Here is an 18248-nt window from a genome sequence, read left to right on the forward strand (position 1 = left end):
CACTCAGAGGCCCATCATGTTGAAGAAAACCACCCTCGCCCTCTCCCTGACCCTGACCTGCTTGTCCAGCCTGGCCATGGCGGCCACCCCGGCGAAAGTCGCCGACACCGCCCTGGGCAAGGTCCTGGTCGACAGCAAGGGCATGACCCTCTACACCTTCGCCAAGGACAGCGCCGGCAAATCCGCCTGCAACGGCCCCTGCGCACAGAACTGGCCACCGCTGACCGCCGGCGCCTACGCCAAGGACGGTGATGGCTACACCGTGATCACCCGCGACGACGGCAGCAAGCAATGGGCCTACAAGGACCTGCCGCTGTACGGCTGGGTCAAGGATTCGAAACCGGGTGATACCACCGGTGAGGGCGTGGGCCAGGCCTGGCACGTGGCCAAGCCCTGAGGCTGGGAAGCGCGGGGGCCTGTACGGCACCCGCGCCTGGCGAAAGGCAGAAACAAAAAAAGCGACCCTAAGGTCGCTTTTTTTGTGGCTTCCGGGTGTTCAGTGGGCCCTGGAAGCTGGAATATGGCGCAGCGGACGGGACTCGAACCCGCGACCCCCGGCGTGACAGGCCGGTATTCTAACCGACTGAACTACCGCTGCGCTATACATCGAGTGGTGGGTGATGACGGGATCGAACCGCCGACCCTCTGCTTGTAAGGCAGATGCTCTCCCGGCTGAGCTAATCACCCTTCGTCTCGGTGTGGCGCGCATTCTACGGAGGACACCCCACCCTGGCAAGCACTTTTTTAAAAAAATTTTGCAGAACTTTCAAAGACCTAGCGCCACCACCCTTTTCCTTCCTTTTATGCAACTGCTGGCCCTCTGACAGGGTTGGCCGCAAACGCCCACTCGGAGAATAATGCCCGCCTTATGCATTAAGGAGAGACACCCCCTCATGTGGTTCAAGAACCTGCTGACCTACCGTCTGACCCAGGACGTCCCGTTCGAGCCTGAAGCACTGGAAGCCGCCCTGGCCAGCAAGCCGGCCCGCCCCTGCGCCAGCCAGGAGCTGACCACCTATGGTTTCATCGCTCCGTTCGGCAAGGGCGAGGACGCCCCGCTGGTGCACGTCAGCGGTGAGTTCCTGTTGATCGCCGCGCGCAAGGAAGAGCGCATCCTGCCCAGCAGCGTGGTCAACGACGCGGTCAAGGAAAAGGTCGAGGAAATCGAGACCGAGCAGATGCGCAAGGTCTACAAGAAGGAACGCGACCAGATCAAGGACGACATCATCCAGACCTTCCTGCCGCGCGCGTTCATCCGCCGCTCGATGATCTTCGCCGCCATCGCCCCGCGCCTGGGTCTGATCCTGGTCAACTCGGCCAGCGCCAAGCGTGCCGAGGACCTGCTGTCGACCCTGCGTGAAGTGATGGGCTCGCTGCCGGTGCGCCCGGCCACCGTGAAGATCGCCCCGAGCGCGACCATGACCGACTGGGTCAAGTCGCAACAGGCCGCCGAAGGCTTCTACGTATTGGACGAGTGCGAACTGCGCGACACCGCCGAAGATGGCGGCATCGTGCGCTGCAAGCGCCAGGACCTGACCGGCGAGGAAATCCAGCTGCACCTGAGCACCGGCAAGCTGGTCACTCAGCTGGCCCTGGCCTGGCAGGACAAGCTGTCGTTCGTGCTCGACGACAAGACCGTGATCAAGCGCCTGAAGTTCGAGGAGCTGCTGCAGGAGCAGGCCGAGCAGGATGGCGGTGACGAGGCGCAGCAGCAGTTCGATGCGAGCTTCACGCTGATGATGATGACCTTCAGTGAATTCCTGCCGGCGCTGTTCGAGGCGTTGGGCGGAGAGGAAATTCCGCAGGGGGTCTGACCGCTCCTGGTTGTCAGTAGCGACGCCATCGCGGGGCAAGCCTGCTCCCGCGGATACCCCGCCGTTTTCATAGACGGCAGGGTATCTGTGGAAGCGGGCTTGCCCCGCGATGGCGTCAGCCCACCCAACACACATTCCACCCCTAGAAGGACCTCCCCATGCGCGCCCTCGCCGCCCTCAGCCGCTTCGTCGGCAACACCTTCGCCCTCTGGGTGCTGCTGTTCGCCTGCCTGGCCTTCCTGCAGCCGCAATGGTTCATCGCCCTGAAGGTCGCCATCGTGCCGCTGCTGGGCCTGGTGATGTTCGGCATGGGCCTGACCCTCAAGCTCGACGACTTCGCCGCCCTCGCCCGCCAACCCTGGCGCGTGGCCCTGGGAGTGGTGGCGCATTTCGTGATCATGCCGGGCGTCGCCTGGTTGCTGTGCCAGGCCTTCCACCTGCCACCGGAAATCGCCGTGGGCGTGATCCTGGTCGGCTGCTGCCCGAGCGGCACAGCGTCGAACGTGATGGTCTGGCTGTCCAAGGGCGACCTGGCGCTGGCCGTGGCGATCGCCGCGGTGACCACGCTGCTGGCGCCGTTGCTGACCCCGGCGCTGATCTGGTTCCTGGCCTCGGCCTGGCTGCCGGTCTCGTTCATGGACATGTTCTGGTCGATCCTGCAGTTGGTGATGCTGCCGATCGTCCTCGGCGTGCTCGCCCAGCGTTTGCTGGGCACGCGGGTGCAGATGGCCGTGCAGGTATTGCCGCTGGTGTCGGTGGTCAGCATCGTGATGATCGTCTGCGCGGTGGTGGCGGCCAGCCAGGCGAAGATCGCCGAATCCGGCCTGCTGATCATGGCGGTGGTGGTGCTGCACAACAGCTTCGGTTTCTTGCTCGGCTACCTCACCGGCAAGCTGTGCAAGCTGCCGCTGGCCCAACGCAAGTCGCTGGCGCTGGAGGTGGGCATGCAGAACTCGGGGCTGGGCGCGGCACTGGCGGCGGCGCATTTCTCGCCGCTGGCGGCGGTGCCCAGCGCGCTGTTCAGCGTGTGGCACAACATTTCCGGGGCACTGCTGTCGACCTGGTTCAGGCGGATGGAGGAGCCGGTGAAGGGGGTCGAAGGGGCGCCGGCCCCGCAGTGACTTGGTGTATGGGAGGGCCTTATCGCGGGCTTGCCCCGCGATAAGGCCGGCCCAGACACCGCAGGTCCCCCCAGGCTTGCCCTCGCCCAGCCAAATGTGCACTATAGTGCGCACTGTGAGGACGGCCTCACGACGCACCGCGTGACCATTCAGGGGACGGCCCCATCATTAGACGATGGAGGCTCACCATGTCCTGGATCATCCTGTTCTTCGCCGGCCTGTTCGAGGTCGGCTGGGCAGTCGGCCTGAAATACACCGACGGTTTCACCCGCCCCCTTCCCACCGCATTGACCGTCGCCGCCATGGCCGTGAGCCTGGGCCTGCTGGGCCTGGCCATGAAGGAGCTGCCGCTGGGCACCGCCTACGCGGTGTGGACCGGCGTCGGCGCGGTCGGCACGGTGATCGCCGGGATCATCCTGTTCGGCGAATCCATGGCGCTGGTGCGCCTGCTCAGTGTCGCGCTGATCATCGCCGGCCTGGTCGGCCTAAAGGTCAGCGCCAGCTGACCTCTCCCCTCCCTTCCTAGCGGACGCCACCGCGCAGGGCACTGACCTTCTCGCGCAGCGCCTCGGGCTGCGCCGCCTCCACCGGGACGGCGGCGCCAGCCACCAGGGTCACCCTCGACCATAACCGGCGCAGGAAACCCTTGGCCGGATCACGGCTGAAGAAGCTCCCCCACAAGCCCTGCAACGCCAGCGGGATCACCGGCACCGGGGTCTCCTGGAGAATGCGGTTGACGCCGCCCTTGAACACATCGATCTCGCCGTCGGCAGTCAGCTTGCCCTCGGGGAAGATGCACACCACCTCGCCCGCCGCCAGGTACTGGGCGATGCGCGCGAAGGCTTGCTCGTAGATGGCCTCGTCCTCGCTACGCCCGGCGATGGGGATCGCCCCGGCGGTTCGAAACACGAAGTTGAGCACCGGCAGCTGGTAGATCTTGTAGTACATGACGAAACGGATCGGCCGCCGCACCGCCCCTCCGATCAGCAGCGCATCGACGAACGACACGTGGTTGCACACCAGCAGCGCCGCGCCTTCGTCGGGAATACGCTCGAGGTCTCGGTGCTCGACGCGATACATGGAATGGCTGAGCAGCCAGATCATGAAGCGCATGGTGAACTCGGGCACGATGCGGAAGATGTAAGCGTTGACCGCGATATTGAGCAACGACACCACCAGGAACAGCTGCGGGATGCTCAAGTCGGCCAGGCTCAGCAACACGATGGTGACGATCGCCGAAACCACCATGAACAGCGCGTTGAGGATATTGTTGGCGGCGATCACCCGGGCGCGCTGGCCCTCTGGCGTGCGCGCCTGGATCAGCGCATACAGCGGCACGATGTAGAACCCGCCGAACACCCCCAGGCCAACGATCGACACCAGGATCCACCAGGCCTGGCCCATGCCCAGCAGGGCCAGCCAGTCGTGGGGCGACGCGCCCACCGGCACGTCGCCGGAATGCCACCACCAGAGCAGGCCGAACAGGGTCAGGCCGAACGAACCGAACGGCACCAGGCCGATCTCCACCTTACGCCCGCTCAGGCGCTCGCACAGCAGCGAACCGACCGCGATGCCCACCGAGAACAGGGTCAGCACCAGGGTCACCACGGTCTCGTCGCCATGCAGCCAGTCCTTGGCATAGGCCGGGATCTGCGTGAGGTAGATGGCGCCAACGAACCAGAACCACGAGTTGCCGACGATCGAGCGCGACACCGCTGGGGTCTGCCCCAGGCCCAGGCGCAGGGTGGCCCAGGACTGGGTGAAGATGTTCCAGTCCAGCCTCATCCCCGGCGCCACCGCCGCTGCCCGCGGGATCCAGCGGCTGGCGAGGTAGCCGAGCACGGCCGTGCCAACCACGCCGCCGGCGACCACCGTGGCGTAGCTGGCCGAGGACATCATTACCCCGGCGCCAATGGTCCCGGCGAGGATCGCCAGGAAGGTGCCCATCTCCACCAGGCCGTTGCCGCCCACCAGCTCTTCTTCACGCAACGCCTGCGGCAGGATCGAGTACTTCACCGGGCCGAACAGCGCCGAGTGGGTGCCCATGGCGAACAGCGCCAGCAGCATCAGCGTGAGGTTGTGGGTGACGAAGCCGGTGGCGCCGATGGCCATGATGACGATCTCGGCCAGCTTGATCGCGCGAATCAACGCGTCCTTGGCGAACTTCTCGCCAAACTGCCCGGCCAGCGCCGAGAACAGGAAGAACGGCAGGATGAACAGCAGCGCGCAGAGGTTGACCCAGATCGAGCGGTCGCCTTCAAGGCTCAGCTTGTAGAGGATCGCCAGGATCAGCGACTGCTTGAACAGGTTGTCGTTGAAGGCACCCAGCGACTGGGTGACGAAGAACGGCAGGAAGCGTCGCTTGCCGAGCAAGGTGAATTGCGAGGAGTGGCTCATCGTCCTTGTTCCTGAGTGGCTTTGTCATTGGAGGCACGCACGGCGCGAGAAGCCACAAATCTGCATGGGAACGCCCACCCTGGCAAGTCGCGCGCTGCCGCCGAGCGGATGGAACAGACCGTCAGGTTCGAGGCTGACCGTACCGACGTCATCGCGGGGCAAGCGACGTCACCCTCATTTCTGCGCAATGCACGGCGATACGAACAGCTCCCCCCGCCAGGCCCCGCGCAAGGTTCGGCTCGCCACCAGCAGCCACAACAGCGCCAACGCCACCACCAGCAGCTGCCCGAACACCAGGAAGAACCCCAGCCCCAACCAAGCCGCCAGCTTGAGCGTGGCCAAGCTGTACACCCCCAGCGGGAAGGTGAACCCCCACCACCCGAGGTTGAACGGCATGCCCTGGCGCATGTAGCGCAGGGTGATCAGCACCGCCGTCAACAGCCACCACAAGCCCGCCCCCCACAACACCATCCCGGCCACCAGGCCGAGGCCACGCGCCACCTCGCCCAGGCCTCCCAAACCGTTGGCGGCGAAGATCGCCGGGGCATCGCCACCCAGCAACAGCATGCCCAGTGCGCCGGTACCGATCGGCCCCAGGGCCAGCCAGCTGGAGGCTGCCATGTTGGCTGGTGGCAATTTGTGCAAGGCCATGCGCAGCATGAGGATGGTGAGGATGCTGAACGCCACTGGCAGCGACACCGCCCACATCACGTAGCTGGTGACCACCACCAGGAACTGCCGATGCGTATCCACCAGGTGCGGCGCCAGCAGCCCGCCGCTGGCCGCCGCCACCTCCGCCGCCACCACCGGCAACAGCCACACGGCGGTCATCTGGTCGATGCTGTGCTCCTGGCGGGTGAACATCAGGTACGGAATGGCTACCCCGCACAGCAGCGCCAGGCCCACGTCCAGCCACCACAAAGCCTCGACCCACGGCACCACGCCCTCGCCCCAGCGCGCCAGGCCGAACGCCAGGGCCCCGTTGAGGATCGTCGCCAAGCCCATGGGGATGGTGCCGAAGAACATCGACACGGTGGAGTGGGCGAAAATCCGTCGCGCCTCGTCGAAGAACAGCAGCCAGCGCACGCCGTAAAGCATGCAGAACAGGACGAACAGCCCCACGGTCAGCCACCACAACCCTTCTGCAAGACCGTCCAGCATCGGTATGCCCAACTGATGAAACGCCAGGGCCAGCACGCCGGTCCCCATGGTCGCGGCGAACCAGTTGGGGGTGAACTGGCGAATCACTTCACGGGGGTGGGCCAGGTGGCTGAACGGGCGCAACGACGGTGCGCGGGTCTGGATACAGGGCATGGGAGGGCTCCGGTCCTTGTGTAAGGTGGACTCATCCTATGCCTGTGAAGAATATCCATATAACGGTTAATTTCTCTATCTATTATCTATTTTATGGATATAGCGCAATGCAGAGCCGCTGGCATATGCTGTGGGGCCTCTGGCAAACATTCGAACTACAAGGACGTGGCAATGCTCGCCGCTCTCAAACGCTACCCCGCCACCGTGCGCCTGTTGTTGCTCACCACCTTCGTGCTGACCCTGGCGCGGGCGATCACCCTGCCCTACCTGGTGGTGTACTTGTCGGACAGCTTCCAGCTGTCGGTCAGCCATATCGGCCTGCTGATCGGCGGCGCGCTGATCGTCGCCTCGCTGCTGAGCCTGTATGGCGGGCACCTGGTCGACTCGCTGCGCAATCACCGGGTGATCACCACCTCGACCCTGGTGTTCGCCGCCGCATTCGTGGTGGCGGTGGCCAGCCGCTCGGCGGCGCTGTTCTTCGTCTGCCTGGTGCTGATCAACCTGGCGCTGGCGGTGGTGGACATCGCCAGCAAGGCGGGCTTCTGCGCCCTGTTGCCGGTGGAGGAGCGCGCCGAGGTGTTCGCCATCAAGTACACCCTGAGCAACGTCGGCTACGCCGTCGGCCCGCTGTTGGGGGTGGCGCTGCTGGAGCTGGACGGGCACTGGCCGTTCCTGGTGTCGGCGCTGATGGGGCTGGGCATGTGCCTGGCCTACCAGCGCCTGGGCGACCGCGCGTTGCGCCCCAGCGCGGCGGTACAACCAGGGGCGGGCTTCGTGCAGGTGTGCCTGGGGCTGGCACGGGACCGCCGGCTGGTGTGCTTCACCCTGGGCGGGGTGCTCAGCGCCGTGGTGTTCGGCCAGTTCACGGCCTACCTTTCGCAGTACCTGGTGGTGACCGCCAGCGCCAGCGAAGCCGCGCGCCTGGTGGGGGTGCTGGTGACCACCAACGCGGTGACGGTGATCGCCCTGCAGTACCTGATCGGCCGACGCATCAGCCGGCAGCGCCTGATGCCCTGGCTGATGGCGGGGATGGCGCTGTTCGTCGTCGGGCTGCTGGGCTTCTCGGTGGCGGGTTCGGCGCTGGCCTGGTGCCTGGCGATGCTGGTGTTCACCCTGGGCGAGATCATCGTGATCCCGGCCGAATACATGTTCATCGACCTGATCGCGCCAGAGCACCTGCGCGGGGTGTATTACGGCGCGCAGAACCTGTCCAACCTGGGGGCGGCGCTGGGGCCGGTGATGGTGGGGTTCGTGCTGGGGCATGGAGCGCCGGTGGCGGTGTTCCACCTGCTGGTGCTGGCGGTGCTGCTGGCGGGGTTGTTCTATTACCTGGGGACGCGAGGGGCGTTGCGGGGATAGGGTGTTCATTCCAGCCCTGTCGCGGGGCAAGACCGCCTCTACAGGTAGCCCACCATATCGGTGGGGCCCCTGCGACGCCCTGCCACTGCGACCATCGTCTGCGCTGACGAACCCGTGCCCGCGTGCCAGACTGATTGATCGGGACTGCGTTTACCTTTTTGCTGCGGAGTTTGCATGTCGTTGTCCAGCGGGCTGATCGCCGTGGTCGCCCTGGCCTATATGGCCATCATGTTCGCCATCGCCTTCTACGGCGACCGCCGCAGCACGCCGCTGCCGCCGCGCCTGCGCGCCTGGGTGTACAGCCTGTCGCTGGCGGTGTACTGCACCAGCTGGACCTTCTTCGGCGCGGTCGGCCAAGCCGCCGAACAGCTTTGGGCGTTCCTGCCGATCTACCTGGGGCCGGTGCTGTTGCTGCTGTTCGCGCCCTGGGTGCTGCAGAAGATGGTGCTGATCAGCAAGCAACAGAACATCACCTCGATCGCCGACTTCATCGCCGCGCGCTATGGCAAGTCGCAAACCCTTGCCGTGGTGGTGGCGCTGATCTGCCTGGTCGGCGTGCTGCCTTACATCGCCCTGCAACTCAAGGGCATCGTGCTCGGTGTGAACCTGCTGATCGGCGCCAACGCCGACGCCACCGGCACCCGGGTGCAGGACACCGCCCTGGTGGTGTCGCTGGTGCTGGCGCTGTTCGCCATCGTCTTCGGCACACGCAGCCTGGACGTCACCGAGCACCACCGTGGCATGGTCCTGGCGATCGCCTTCGAGTCCTTGATCAAGCTGCTGGCCTTCCTCGCCGTGGGCGCCTTCGTGGTGTTCAACCTGTACGACGGCTTCGACGACCTGTTCAGCCAGGCGCGCCAGTCGATTCACCTGGAGCGCTACTGGGAGGAGACCATCAACTGGCCGTCGATGGTGGTGCAGACCGCCGTGGCGATGATGGCCATCATCTGCCTGCCGCGGCAGTTCCACGTCACCGTGGTCGAGAACATCGAAGCCCAGGACCTGCGCCTGGCGCGCTGGGTGTTCCCGCTGTACCTGGCGCTGGCGGCGCTGTTCGTGGTGCCGATCGCCCTGGCCGGGCAGATGCTGCTGCCGGGCACCGTCATCTCCGACTCCTTCGTCATCAGCCTGCCGCTGGCCGAGGCGCACCCGAGCCTGGCGCTGCTGGCGTTCATCGGCGGCGCCTCGGCCGCCACCGGCATGGTCATCGTCGAGGCGGTGGCCCTGTCGACCATGGTCTCCAACGACATGCTGCTGCCCTGGCTGCTGCGCCGCAACGCCGCCGAGCGGCCGTTCGAGGCCTTCCGCCACTGGATGCTTTCGGTGCGCCGGGTAAGCATCGTGGTGATCCTACTGCTGGCCTACGTCAGCTACCGCCTGCTCGGCTCCACCGCGAGCCTGGCGACCATCGGCCAAATCGCCTTCGCCGCCGTCACCCAGCTCACCCCGGCCATGTTCGGCGCGTTGTACTGGAAGCAGGCCAACCGCCGTGGCGTGTTCGCGGGCCTGGCCGCCGGGATCTTCCTATGGTTCTACACCCTGGTGCTGCCGATCGCCGCCCACAGCCTGGGCTGGTCGTTGACGCTGTTCCCTGGCCTGGCCTGGCTGCACGGCAACCCGCTGGGCTTGCCGATCACCCCGCTGACCCAGGGCGTGGTGCTGTCGCTGGCGGGCAATTTCACCCTGTTCGCCTGGGTGTCGATTCTCTCGCGCACACGGGTGTCGGAGCACTGGCAGGCCGGGCGCTTCATCGGCCAGCAGACCAGCGCCCGCCCCAACAGCCGCTCGCTGCTGGCGGTGCAGATCGACGATTTGCTCAAGCTCGCCGCGCGCTTCGTCGGCGAGGAGCGCGCGCGGCAGAGCTTCATCCGCTTCGCCTACCGCCAGGGCAAGGGTTTCAACCCCAACCAGAACGCCGACAGCGACTGGATCGAACACACCGAGCGGCTCCTGGCCGGTGTCCTCGGCACCTCCTCGACCCGCGCCGTGGTCAAGGCCGCCATCGAGGGCCGCGACATGCAGCTCGAAGACGTGGTGCGCATCGCCGACGAAGCCAGCGAGGTGCTGCAGTTCAACCGCGCACTGCTGCAAGGGGCCATCGAGAACATCAACCAGGGCATCAGCGTGGTCGACCAGAACCTGCACCTGGTGGCCTGGAACCGCCGCTACCTGGAACTGTTCAACTACCCCGACGGGCTGATCAGCGTGGGCCGGCCCATCGCCGACATCATCCGCTACAACGCCGAGCGCGGCCTGTGCGGGCCGGGCGAGGCGCAAGTACACGTGGCGCGGCGCCTGCACTGGATGCGCCAGGGTCGCGCGCACACCTCCGAACGGTTGTTCCCCAATGGCCGGGTGATCGAACTGATCGGCAACCCGATGCCCGGCGGCGGCTTCGTCATGAGCTTCACCGACATCACCCCGTTCCGCGAGGCGGAGCAAGCGCTCAAGGACGCCAATGAAGGGCTGGAGCAGCGCGTCACCGAGCGCACTCACGAACTGTCGCAGCTCAACCAGGCACTGTCCGAGGCCAAGAGCCAGGCCGAGGCGGTCAGCCAGTCCAAGACCCGCTTCCTCGCGGCGGTCAGCCACGACCTGATGCAACCGCTGAACGCCGCGCGGCTGTTCTCCGCAGCCCTGTCGCAACAGGCCGAAGGCTTGAGCAACGAGGCCCAGCAACTGGTGCAGCACATGGACAGCTCGCTGCGCTCGGCCGAGGAACTGATCAGCGACCTGCTCGACATCTCGCGCCTGGAGAACGGCAAGATCACCCCCGATGCCAAGCCCTTCGCCCTCAACGACCTGTTCGACACGCTCGGTGCCGAGTTCAAGGTGCTGGCCGCCGAGAAAGGCCTGGAATTCCGCCTGCGCGGCAGCCGCCTGCATGTGCACAGCGACATCAAGCTGCTACGCCGGGTGCTGCAGAACTTCCTGACCAACGCCCTGCGCTACGGCCAGGGCCCGATCCTGCTCGGCGCGCGTCGCCAGGGCGAGCGCCTGTGGCTGGAAGTGTGGGACCGCGGCCCGGGCATCGCAGACGACAAGCTGCAGGTGATCTTCCAGGAGTTCAAGCGCCTGGACAGTCACCAGACCCGCGCCGAGAAGGGCCTGGGCCTGGGCCTGGCGATCGCCGACGGCCTGTGCCGGGTGCTGGGGCATTCACTGCAGGTACGCTCCTGGCCCGGCAAGGGCAGCGTGTTCCGCGTCGGCGTATCGATCGCCCGCCACCCGGTCGCCTCTGCCCCTGCGCCGATAGAGCAGCAGGGCCAGCCGCTGGCCGGCTTGCAGGTGCTGTGCGTGGACAACGAGGACAGCATCCTGATCGGCATGAACAGCCTGCTCGGGCGCTGGGGCTGCCAAGTGTGGACGGCGCGCAACCAGGCCGAGTGCGAAGCACTGCTGGCCAAGGGCATGCGCCCGCACCTGGCGCTGGTGGACTACCACCTGGACGACGGCGAGACCGGCACCGGCCTGATGGCTTGGCTACGTACTCGCCTGGGTGAACCAGTGCCCGGCGTGGTGATCAGCGCCGATGGGCGCAGCGAGACCATCGCCCAAGTGCATGCCGCAGGCCTCGACTACCTGGCCAAGCCGGTCAAGCCGGCAGCCCTGCGCGCCCTGCTCAACCGGCATCTGAGCCTGGTTCAGTGACGGCTTCGTCGTTCAGCGCGCGCTCCAGCAGTTCGGCCGGCAGGCTCTTGCTGGCGCGGGCGCCGAGCAACTTGAGCTGCTCGCTGCGGCTGACCAGGTTGCCGCGCCCCTCGCACAGTTTGTTGCGCGCCGCGGCATAGGCCTTGTCGACCTGCTGCAGGCGCGCACCGAGCTCGTCCAGGTCCTGGATGAACAGCACGAACTTGTCGTACAGCCACCCGGCACGCTCGGCGATCTCGCGGGCGTTCTGGCCTTGGCGCTCCTGCTTCCACAGGCTGTCGATCACCCGCAGGGTGGCCAGCAAGGTGGTCGGGCTGACGATCACGATCTGCCGGTCGAAGGCTTCCTGGAACAGCGTCGGCTCAGCCTGCAACGCGGCGGAGAACGCCGCCTCGATAGGCACGAACAGCAGCACAAAATCCAGGCTGTGCAGGCCTTCGAGGCGGTTGTAGTCCTTGCTCGACAAGCCCTTGACGTGGCTGCGCAGCGACTGCACGTGCTGCTTGAGCGCCGCCTCGTCGTTGCCAGCGACGAACTGCTGGTAAGCAGTGAGGCTGACCTTGGCGTCGATCACCACCTGCTTGTCGCCCGGCAGCATGATCAATACATCAGGCTGGAAGCGCTCGCCGTCGGCGCTTTTGAGGCTGACCTGGGTCTGGTACTCGCGGCCCTTCTCCAGGCCAGCGTGCTCCAGCACCCGCTCAAGGATCAACTCGCCCCAGTTGCCCTGGGTCTTCTGGCCCTTGAGCGCCTGGGTGAGGTTGGTGGCTTCGTCGGACAAACGCAGGTTGAGTTGCTGCAAGCGCTCCAGTTCCTTGCCCAGGGAAAAGCGCTCGCGGGCTTCTTGCTGGTAGCTTTCCTCGACGCGCTTTTCGAACGCCTGGATGCGCTCCTTGAGCGGGTCGAGCAACTGGCCCAGGTGCTGCTGGCTGGTCTGGGTGAAGCGCTGCTCGCGCTCATCGAAGATCTTCGTGGCCATCTCGGCGAACTGCGCACGCAGGGTGTCACGGGCGTCTTGCAGGTCGTCCAGGCGCTGTTGATGGTTTTCCTGCTGCTCACGCAGTTCGGCCTCAAGGCGCGCGGCCTGGGCTTCCAGGCGGCGCAGTTCGGCCTCGCGGGTGGCCCGCTCGAGTTGCCAGGCATGGGCGGCGTCGCGGGCATTGTCGCGCTCGATCTGCAGCAGTTCGAGTTCGCGCCCCTGGGCGGCCAGGCTGGCCTGCTTGTGGCTGTTGGCCTCGCTGAGGTCGCTGATCTCGTCGCGGCTGGCCTCCAACTGCGCTTGCAGGCCTTCCTGGGCCAGTTGTGCGGCGCCGAGGCGTTCCTCTCTCAGGGCGCTTTCGCCCTGCTGCGCGGCGAGGCGCCGCTGCACTTGCAACACCCACCCCAGGCACGGCACCGCAGCGGCGACGATCCCCAACAGAATACTGGCCAGATCCACTGCCATGCTTGCTCCGATCGACGGTTGGAATCTGTGCAGCTTACAGGTTTTTTGCCCCGCGACAGGGGCAGCCCCGTCACGCCGAGTTCCACATCCCAAGCAACCGCCGCGCCTCTTGCGACCCCTGCCCCGCCGCCAGCTCCAACCAATAGCGGGCCTGCTCCGGCGCCTGTGCCTGACACAACCGCCCGTACTCCAACTGTGCCCGCGTGTCTCCGGCGCGCGCAGCCTGGCGCAACAGCTCGTGGCCAATACGCCGGTCGCGGGCATTGCCGCAATCGCGGCAGAGCATCTGCCCCAGTCGGCTCTGCGCCACCACCACTCCCTGGCGCGCCGGCTGCTTGAGCAGGCGCCCGGCCAGGTGCTTGATGCTGCGCTTAGCGCCCAGGCGCGGGCTGTCGAGCAGCCAGAGGGCCACCTTCAGGGAAAAACGCTGGGGGGAGGTATGTGCAGGGGGGTGCGTGAGGGGTTTACCGCGAAACTTCATGACCAACAGCGACGTGACTCGAAAGGCGCGCCACTCTACTCCTTTTTTCTGACAAAGGCCCGGATGAAAGCGTGGGGACCGGGAAAATTTTCATTGATCTTTTCTTGACGTTTTCCGGTCAACGGATCGACCCGCGCGCACTTCGCAGATGATCGTCGGATACTTCGCAAAACTGCTGGCACGCCCGTCCTAGAGCAAGCGCTCGGGACAATCCACAGAAGCTGTGGATAACTCGGTGGACAACCCCCCCAAGGCACCCGCAAACCCCTATGGAATGGGGCTCGCGCTCAAACTGTCGATTTTTTCACCAACCCAAATTAGTGTTTTTTTTCATTGACTTAAGTGACCAGTCAAGGCATTGGCGGGGCGTCCGGGGGTTGTTACAAAGCGCTTACAAGTCGCACCGCTCGTGTGTACAAGTGCACCGCAAATGCGCACCGCCGTGCGGGAACGCGGCCCATTCGCTCGTTTTTCACACCTTTCCACACGCTTCCCAAGAGCGGTGATTAACGAGATAATAGTCGGCTTCCCCGAAGAAAAACCAAATAAAGCTTGCCATCCTCTTTAACGCGCTGTAGGGTGGCCGGCGTTAGTACCCAGCTGAAAGTCAATTCTGGCCTCAAGTGTCCTTGCGCCAAGCCGCCCTCCCCGGGCAGCTATCGCTGAAACCAGGACCGGCCCCCTCGATGATTCACTCGACGGCAACCCACCGCTCCAGCGCGAATCACGTAGCAGATTGATCGGGATCTTCTCCAGCGGCCATGGACCTTGGCCCTGGCATGCTGCCCGCCTTCTGAAGTACCTACCAGTCAGCCCAGCGCCCACCTTTGCTTGCGCCTCACTGGCTGCCTTGTTCCAGGCAGGTTTTGCGCCCCCTTAATAATGGCGTCACTGGAACGTTTCTATTGTGCACGGATCGAAACCGTGTCTTGAGCAGGAACCTCCAACAACATGACTACTCATCCTCATATCCAGCGCGCCATCGGCACGCTTTCCCAGGCCTTCGCACCGTTGCAGTGCCTGATCGTGGCGCCCCGCAAGGGCAGCTTCAGCTTCACCCTGGTCGACGAACACGGCGTGGCCCGCCACACCGAGCGCCTGTACCCTGAGCAATACACGGGCACGGAACCGCTGCAAGCCGTGATCAATCGCACCCGCCAATCGCTGACCGCATGAATGAATGGGGGCCGATTCACCCCATGAATACCTCTGCATGAAGGCTGCCTGAACGCTCTTGCCTTAATCGCCACAGGGCATATGGCAAAGGGCGACAGGCAGCAATCGATTTAAAAACAGCCCTTTACACCATGATTATCACACTACACTTCAACTCGAGCGGTGCGAGCCGCTTCCGGCGGGCCTGAACACTCACCAGCTGCCAAGCTCCAGCGCCCGTCGGCCCCTGATCTGTTCGAGGGCATCATGGGCATCGCTGCGAACGAGTTGAGTCAATACGTCATCCGTCCCACCCTGGTCTACCTGGGCCGCCACTGTGCAAGCGCCGAGGCCTTGCTGCTGGGCGTCGCAGCCAGCCAGTCAGCGTTGGGCGCGGCCCTGCACGACCGGCGCGGGCATGGCCTTTATCGCATCGGCGAAACCCGTCATCAGTTGCTGTGGGACGACTTCCTCGCCCGCGACCCCGAGCTGGCCAGCTTGGTGCGCGGCCTGGCCAGCCAGCACGCCTTCCTCGGCGGCCCGCACCTGGAGCTGACCGTCAACTTACGCTACGCCACCGCTATCGCCTGGATGCTCATCGAGGAGCAAGCCACTAGCCTGCCCGCTGCCGACGATCTGCTGGGCCAGGCGCGTATCTGGCGACAGACCTTCCATCCGCAGGGTCGCCTGCGAGATTTCACCCAAGCCTGGTATGCCTGCGTTGCTCAGAAAATACCCCAGGCCTCCTGAGACACTTCCTACACCTAGCCGGAAAAAAGGGAATTTTGGTCGGATTGTCCTACAAAACCGCTCTATCTCCATGGTTTCAGCCTATGGCGCAGTGCGTGAATTGTTGGTAGCTTTTCGCCTCGGAGATCCCAAGGAGTTTCTAATAATGAAAAAAGTAATGCTCAAAACCTCTCTCGGCGTAGCCATCGCGCTCGCTTCCAGCCACCTGTTCGCCAGCGGCTTCGCCCTCAACGAACAAAGTGTCAGTGGCATGGGCACAGGTTTTGCGGGTCGTTCTTCCTCTGCCGATGACGCCTCGACCGTTTACGGCAACCCTGCCGGCATGTCGCGCCTCAAGCGCGAGCAAATCACCGTGGGCGGCGCCGCCGTCATCGCCAAGACCGACATTTCGGGCCGTGGCAGCAACCTGGGGGGTGAAACCGACGGTGACATGGTTCCTGTGGTTGGCGTGCCTATGGGCTACTACGTCAAGCCATTGGACGACAACTGGAGCGTCGGCTTCGGCGTCTACGTGCCGTTCGGCCTGGTGACCGACTATGGCAGCGGCGACGCGGCACGCTACTGGGGCAAGAAGAGCCACGTCGAAGTGGTCACCTTCCAGCCCACCGTCAGCTATGCCTTCAACGACAAGGTGTCGATCGGCTTCGGCCCGACCATCAACCGCATCAAGGGCGAGCTGGGTTCGAACACCATCAACCCGTTCACCCCAGGCCGTAACGATGGCGAAGTGAAGATCAAGGGTGACGACACCGCGGTCGGCTACAACATCGGTATCCTGGTCCAGGCCACCGACAGCACCCGCGTGGGCCTGACCTACCACTCGATGGTCGACTACAAGCTCGAAGGCAAGACCAAGATCAACAACGCCCTGATCGGCCCGTTCAGCGGCAGCAAGTTCGACGCCGAGCTGAAGATCAAGACCCCGGAGTCGGTGGACGTCTCGGTCACCCACGAACTGGATGATCAGTGGACCCTGTACGCGGGCAGCACCTGGACCCGCTGGAGCCGCCTGAAGGACATCACCGTCACCAACGAGGTGCCTGCACCGCTGGCCGGCCAGTTCGGCACCATCACCGAAGAACAGAACTGGCACGACACCTGGGCACACGCCATTGGCGCGTCCTACAAGGTGAACAAGGAGTGGACCCTGCGCACCGGCTTCACCGTCGACCAGTCGCCGACCAACAACCACGACCGCTCCCCGCGCATTCCTACTGGCGATCGCAAGATCTTCAGCATCGGTGCCGGCTGGAGCCCGACCGACGACATGACCATCGACGTGGCTTACTCCTACCTCTGGGAAGAAGACACCAAGGTCAACCTGGCCAGCTCGACCAAGGGCACCTACCAGGCCAAGTACGAGAACAGAGCCCACGGCGTCGGTGCCTCGCTCACCTACCGCTTCTAAGCCGTTCCCGCTGCATGAAAAAACCGCCCTCGTGGCGGTTTTTTCATACCTGGCGCACCAGCCAGGTGTCGCCCAAGGCCTGCTGCAGGAAATCCATGAACGCACGCACCTTGGTGGTCATGGCGAAGCGGTCGGTCAGGCACAGGTAGACGTCCATCGGTTCGGTCTGGGCGTAGGCCTGGCCGTCGTCGCGCCGCTCGAACAGCGGTACCAGGCGACCGCTGTCCAAGTACGGCCGGGCGATGAACTCAGACATGCGGGCGATCCCTCCGTCATTCACTGCCATCTGCGCCAACGCATCGATGTCGTCGCTGATCAGCACGGAACCGAATTCCGCCTCGAAGCGCAGACCGTCACGCACGAAGCCCCAACGAAGAAAACGGCCATCCACTGGGTAACGGAACACCAGGCAGCGGTGCTCACGCAGGGCCTCGGGGGTTCCGGGGTGCCCGGCAGCGGCAAGATAACCAGGCGAGGCGCAGCAGATGAACGGAATACGCGCGATGTGCCGGGCAATCAGGTTGTCCTGCAGTTGTGGGGTGATACGCAGGCTGACGTCAATACCCTCTCGAGCATGGTTCACCTTACGATCAGTCGTCACCAACTCTATCGAAAGCAAGGGGTAGCGTGCGCTGAAGGCGGGAATGAGAGGCGCAAGCACATGCCGGCCGAATGCCGAGGTAGCGGCGATGCACAAGCGGCCCTGGGGCTCGCTGTCGGGCGTGGTCACCACCTGCTCGGCCAGAACCAGTTCGCGCTCGACATGCTTGACCCGCTCGTAGTAAAGGCTGCCAGCGGGCGTAAGGGCCATGCTACGGGTGGTGCGCGACAGCAGGCGCACCTGCAGGTGGCTTTCCAGGCGTGCCAGGTTCTGGCTCACCGCGGCAGGAGTAAGGCCCAGGCTCCGGGCGGCCGCAGCGATACTGCCCGCCTCGACGACCTTGATGAAACTGCGTATGGCATTGAGCAGGTCCATGGAGAGCCCTTTGGATTCGTAAGAATCCATTTATAAAGAACTCACCTCCCATGGTCTACAGCGCTGCGTCCAAGCATTGTTAACCTGCGCGTCCTTTCATCAACGAGGCGCTATCGATGAACAAGGCTTCCACTTCGCGCAACCCGCGCAAATTGCACCCCGCCACCACGCCTTACGTATTTGCGTTCTACATGTCGGCAATCATGGCGTTGCTGATGTGCTTCGTGATCACTGCGGCCAATGGCGGCATGGAAGGGGACTACCTGGGCAAGGTGCTCAAAGCGTACCAACTGGCGATGCCAGTGGCGTTCGTCTGCGTGCTGATGGTGCGACCGCTGGTGGTGCGGTTGGTGGCGGTGACGGTGCGGGTGGGGTAAG

At 64.7% G+C, this 18248-nt stretch carries 15 protein-coding genes and 2 tRNA genes; 10 read left to right on the top strand and 7 right to left on the bottom strand.

Features of this window, described 5'->3' with window-relative positions; translation table 11 throughout:
* Positions 1–16 precede the first annotated feature (16 nt).
* Positions 17–397 carry a COG4315 family predicted lipoprotein gene (locus tag P0Y43_RS04310; RefSeq protein ID WP_275636069.1) on the top strand — a complete coding sequence of 127 codons (381 nt, stop codon included), beginning with the start codon at positions 17–19 and terminating at the stop codon, positions 395–397.
* A gap of 124 nt (positions 398–521) precedes the next feature.
* Here P0Y43_RS04310 and P0Y43_RS04315 read toward each other — a convergent pair.
* Together P0Y43_RS04315 and P0Y43_RS04320 are read right to left on the bottom strand one after the other, a co-directional pair.
* Positions 522–598, bottom strand: a tRNA-Asp gene (locus tag P0Y43_RS04315).
* A 13-nt stretch (positions 599–611) separates the two neighbouring features.
* Positions 612–687 (bottom strand) — tRNA-Val (locus P0Y43_RS04320).
* A gap of 206 nt (positions 688–893) precedes the next feature.
* On the opposite strand from P0Y43_RS04320, the gene rdgC reads away from it, so the two are divergent.
* From rdgC to sugE, 3 genes are all read left to right on the top strand, one after another.
* The gene (gene rdgC, locus P0Y43_RS04325; protein WP_275636070.1) at positions 894–1814 is read left to right on the top strand and encodes a recombination-associated protein RdgC; all 921 of its coding nucleotides are present in this window, start codon (positions 894–896) and stop codon (positions 1812–1814) included.
* 158 nt (positions 1815–1972) lie between these two features.
* Positions 1973–2935: a bile acid:sodium symporter family protein gene (locus P0Y43_RS04330; protein ID WP_275636071.1), complete on the top strand. Its 963-nt coding sequence runs from the start codon at positions 1973–1975 to the stop codon at positions 2933–2935.
* Between the two features lie 188 nt (positions 2936–3123).
* Positions 3124–3441 carry a quaternary ammonium compound efflux SMR transporter SugE gene (sugE, locus tag P0Y43_RS04335; protein WP_275636072.1) on the top strand — a complete coding sequence of 106 codons (318 nt, stop codon included), beginning with the start codon at positions 3124–3126 and terminating at the stop codon, positions 3439–3441.
* Positions 3442–3457: 16 nt separating this feature from the next.
* Here sugE and P0Y43_RS04340 read toward each other — a convergent pair whose 3' ends face one another.
* On the bottom strand, positions 3458–5332 hold the full coding sequence (locus P0Y43_RS04340; protein WP_275636073.1) for an MFS transporter: 1875 nt from the start codon (positions 5330–5332) through the stop codon (positions 3458–3460).
* Between the two features lie 174 nt (positions 5333–5506).
* Positions 5507–6646, bottom strand: a complete 1140-nt coding sequence (locus P0Y43_RS04345) for a TDT family transporter (protein ID WP_275636074.1) — start codon at positions 6644–6646, stop codon at positions 5507–5509.
* A gap of 171 nt (positions 6647–6817) precedes the next feature.
* On the opposite strand from P0Y43_RS04345, the gene P0Y43_RS04350 reads away from it, so the two are divergent.
* Positions 6818–8005, top strand: coding sequence for an MFS transporter (locus P0Y43_RS04350; protein WP_275636075.1), 1188 nt, complete (start codon positions 6818–6820; stop codon positions 8003–8005).
* Between the two features lie 174 nt (positions 8006–8179).
* A complete protein-coding gene (locus P0Y43_RS04355; protein WP_275636076.1) occupies positions 8180–11656 on the top strand; it encodes a hybrid sensor histidine kinase/response regulator in 3477 nt (1158 codons plus the stop codon).
* On the opposite strand, the gene rmuC is transcribed toward P0Y43_RS04355, so the two are convergent.
* Positions 11628–13100 (bottom strand): DNA recombination protein RmuC, encoded by a 1473-nt coding sequence (gene rmuC / locus P0Y43_RS04360; protein WP_430540219.1) that lies wholly within the window; start codon positions 13098–13100, stop codon positions 11628–11630. The two genes, P0Y43_RS04355 and rmuC, sit on opposite strands and share 29 nt — an antisense overlap.
* Before the next feature lie 70 nt (positions 13101–13170).
* Positions 13171–13581: a tetratricopeptide repeat protein gene (locus P0Y43_RS04365; RefSeq protein WP_275636077.1), complete on the bottom strand. Its 411-nt coding sequence runs from the start codon at positions 13579–13581 to the stop codon at positions 13171–13173.
* Between the two features lie 951 nt (positions 13582–14532).
* Between P0Y43_RS04365 and P0Y43_RS04370 the strand changes: the two genes are divergently transcribed.
* From P0Y43_RS04370 to P0Y43_RS04380, 3 genes are all read left to right on the top strand, one after another.
* Positions 14533–14757 carry a hypothetical protein gene (locus P0Y43_RS04370; protein WP_275636078.1) on the top strand — a complete coding sequence of 75 codons (225 nt, stop codon included), beginning with the start codon at positions 14533–14535 and terminating at the stop codon, positions 14755–14757.
* 246 nt (positions 14758–15003) lie between these two features.
* Positions 15004–15486: a hypothetical protein gene (locus P0Y43_RS04375; RefSeq protein WP_275636079.1), complete on the top strand. Its 483-nt coding sequence runs from the start codon at positions 15004–15006 to the stop codon at positions 15484–15486.
* A 145-nt stretch (positions 15487–15631) separates the two neighbouring features.
* Positions 15632–16894, top strand: a complete 1263-nt coding sequence (locus P0Y43_RS04380) for an OmpP1/FadL family transporter (RefSeq protein ID WP_275636080.1) — start codon at positions 15632–15634, stop codon at positions 16892–16894.
* 43 nt (positions 16895–16937) lie between these two features.
* Here P0Y43_RS04380 and P0Y43_RS04385 read toward each other — a convergent pair whose 3' ends face one another.
* Complete coding sequence (locus P0Y43_RS04385) at positions 16938–17870, bottom strand: LysR family transcriptional regulator (RefSeq protein ID WP_275636139.1); 933 nt, start codon at positions 17868–17870, stop codon at positions 16938–16940.
* Between the two features lie 116 nt (positions 17871–17986).
* Here P0Y43_RS04385 and P0Y43_RS04390 point away from each other — a divergent pair, with 116 nt between their 5' ends.
* Positions 17987–18247 (top strand): DUF2798 domain-containing protein, encoded by a 261-nt coding sequence (locus P0Y43_RS04390; protein ID WP_275636081.1) that lies wholly within the window; start codon positions 17987–17989, stop codon positions 18245–18247.
* The last annotated feature ends 1 nt before the right edge of the window (position 18248 follow it).

The sequence above is a fragment of the Pseudomonas entomophila genome (assembly GCF_029193575.1).
GTDB lineage: Bacteria > Pseudomonadota > Gammaproteobacteria > Pseudomonadales > Pseudomonadaceae > Aquipseudomonas > Aquipseudomonas entomophila_G.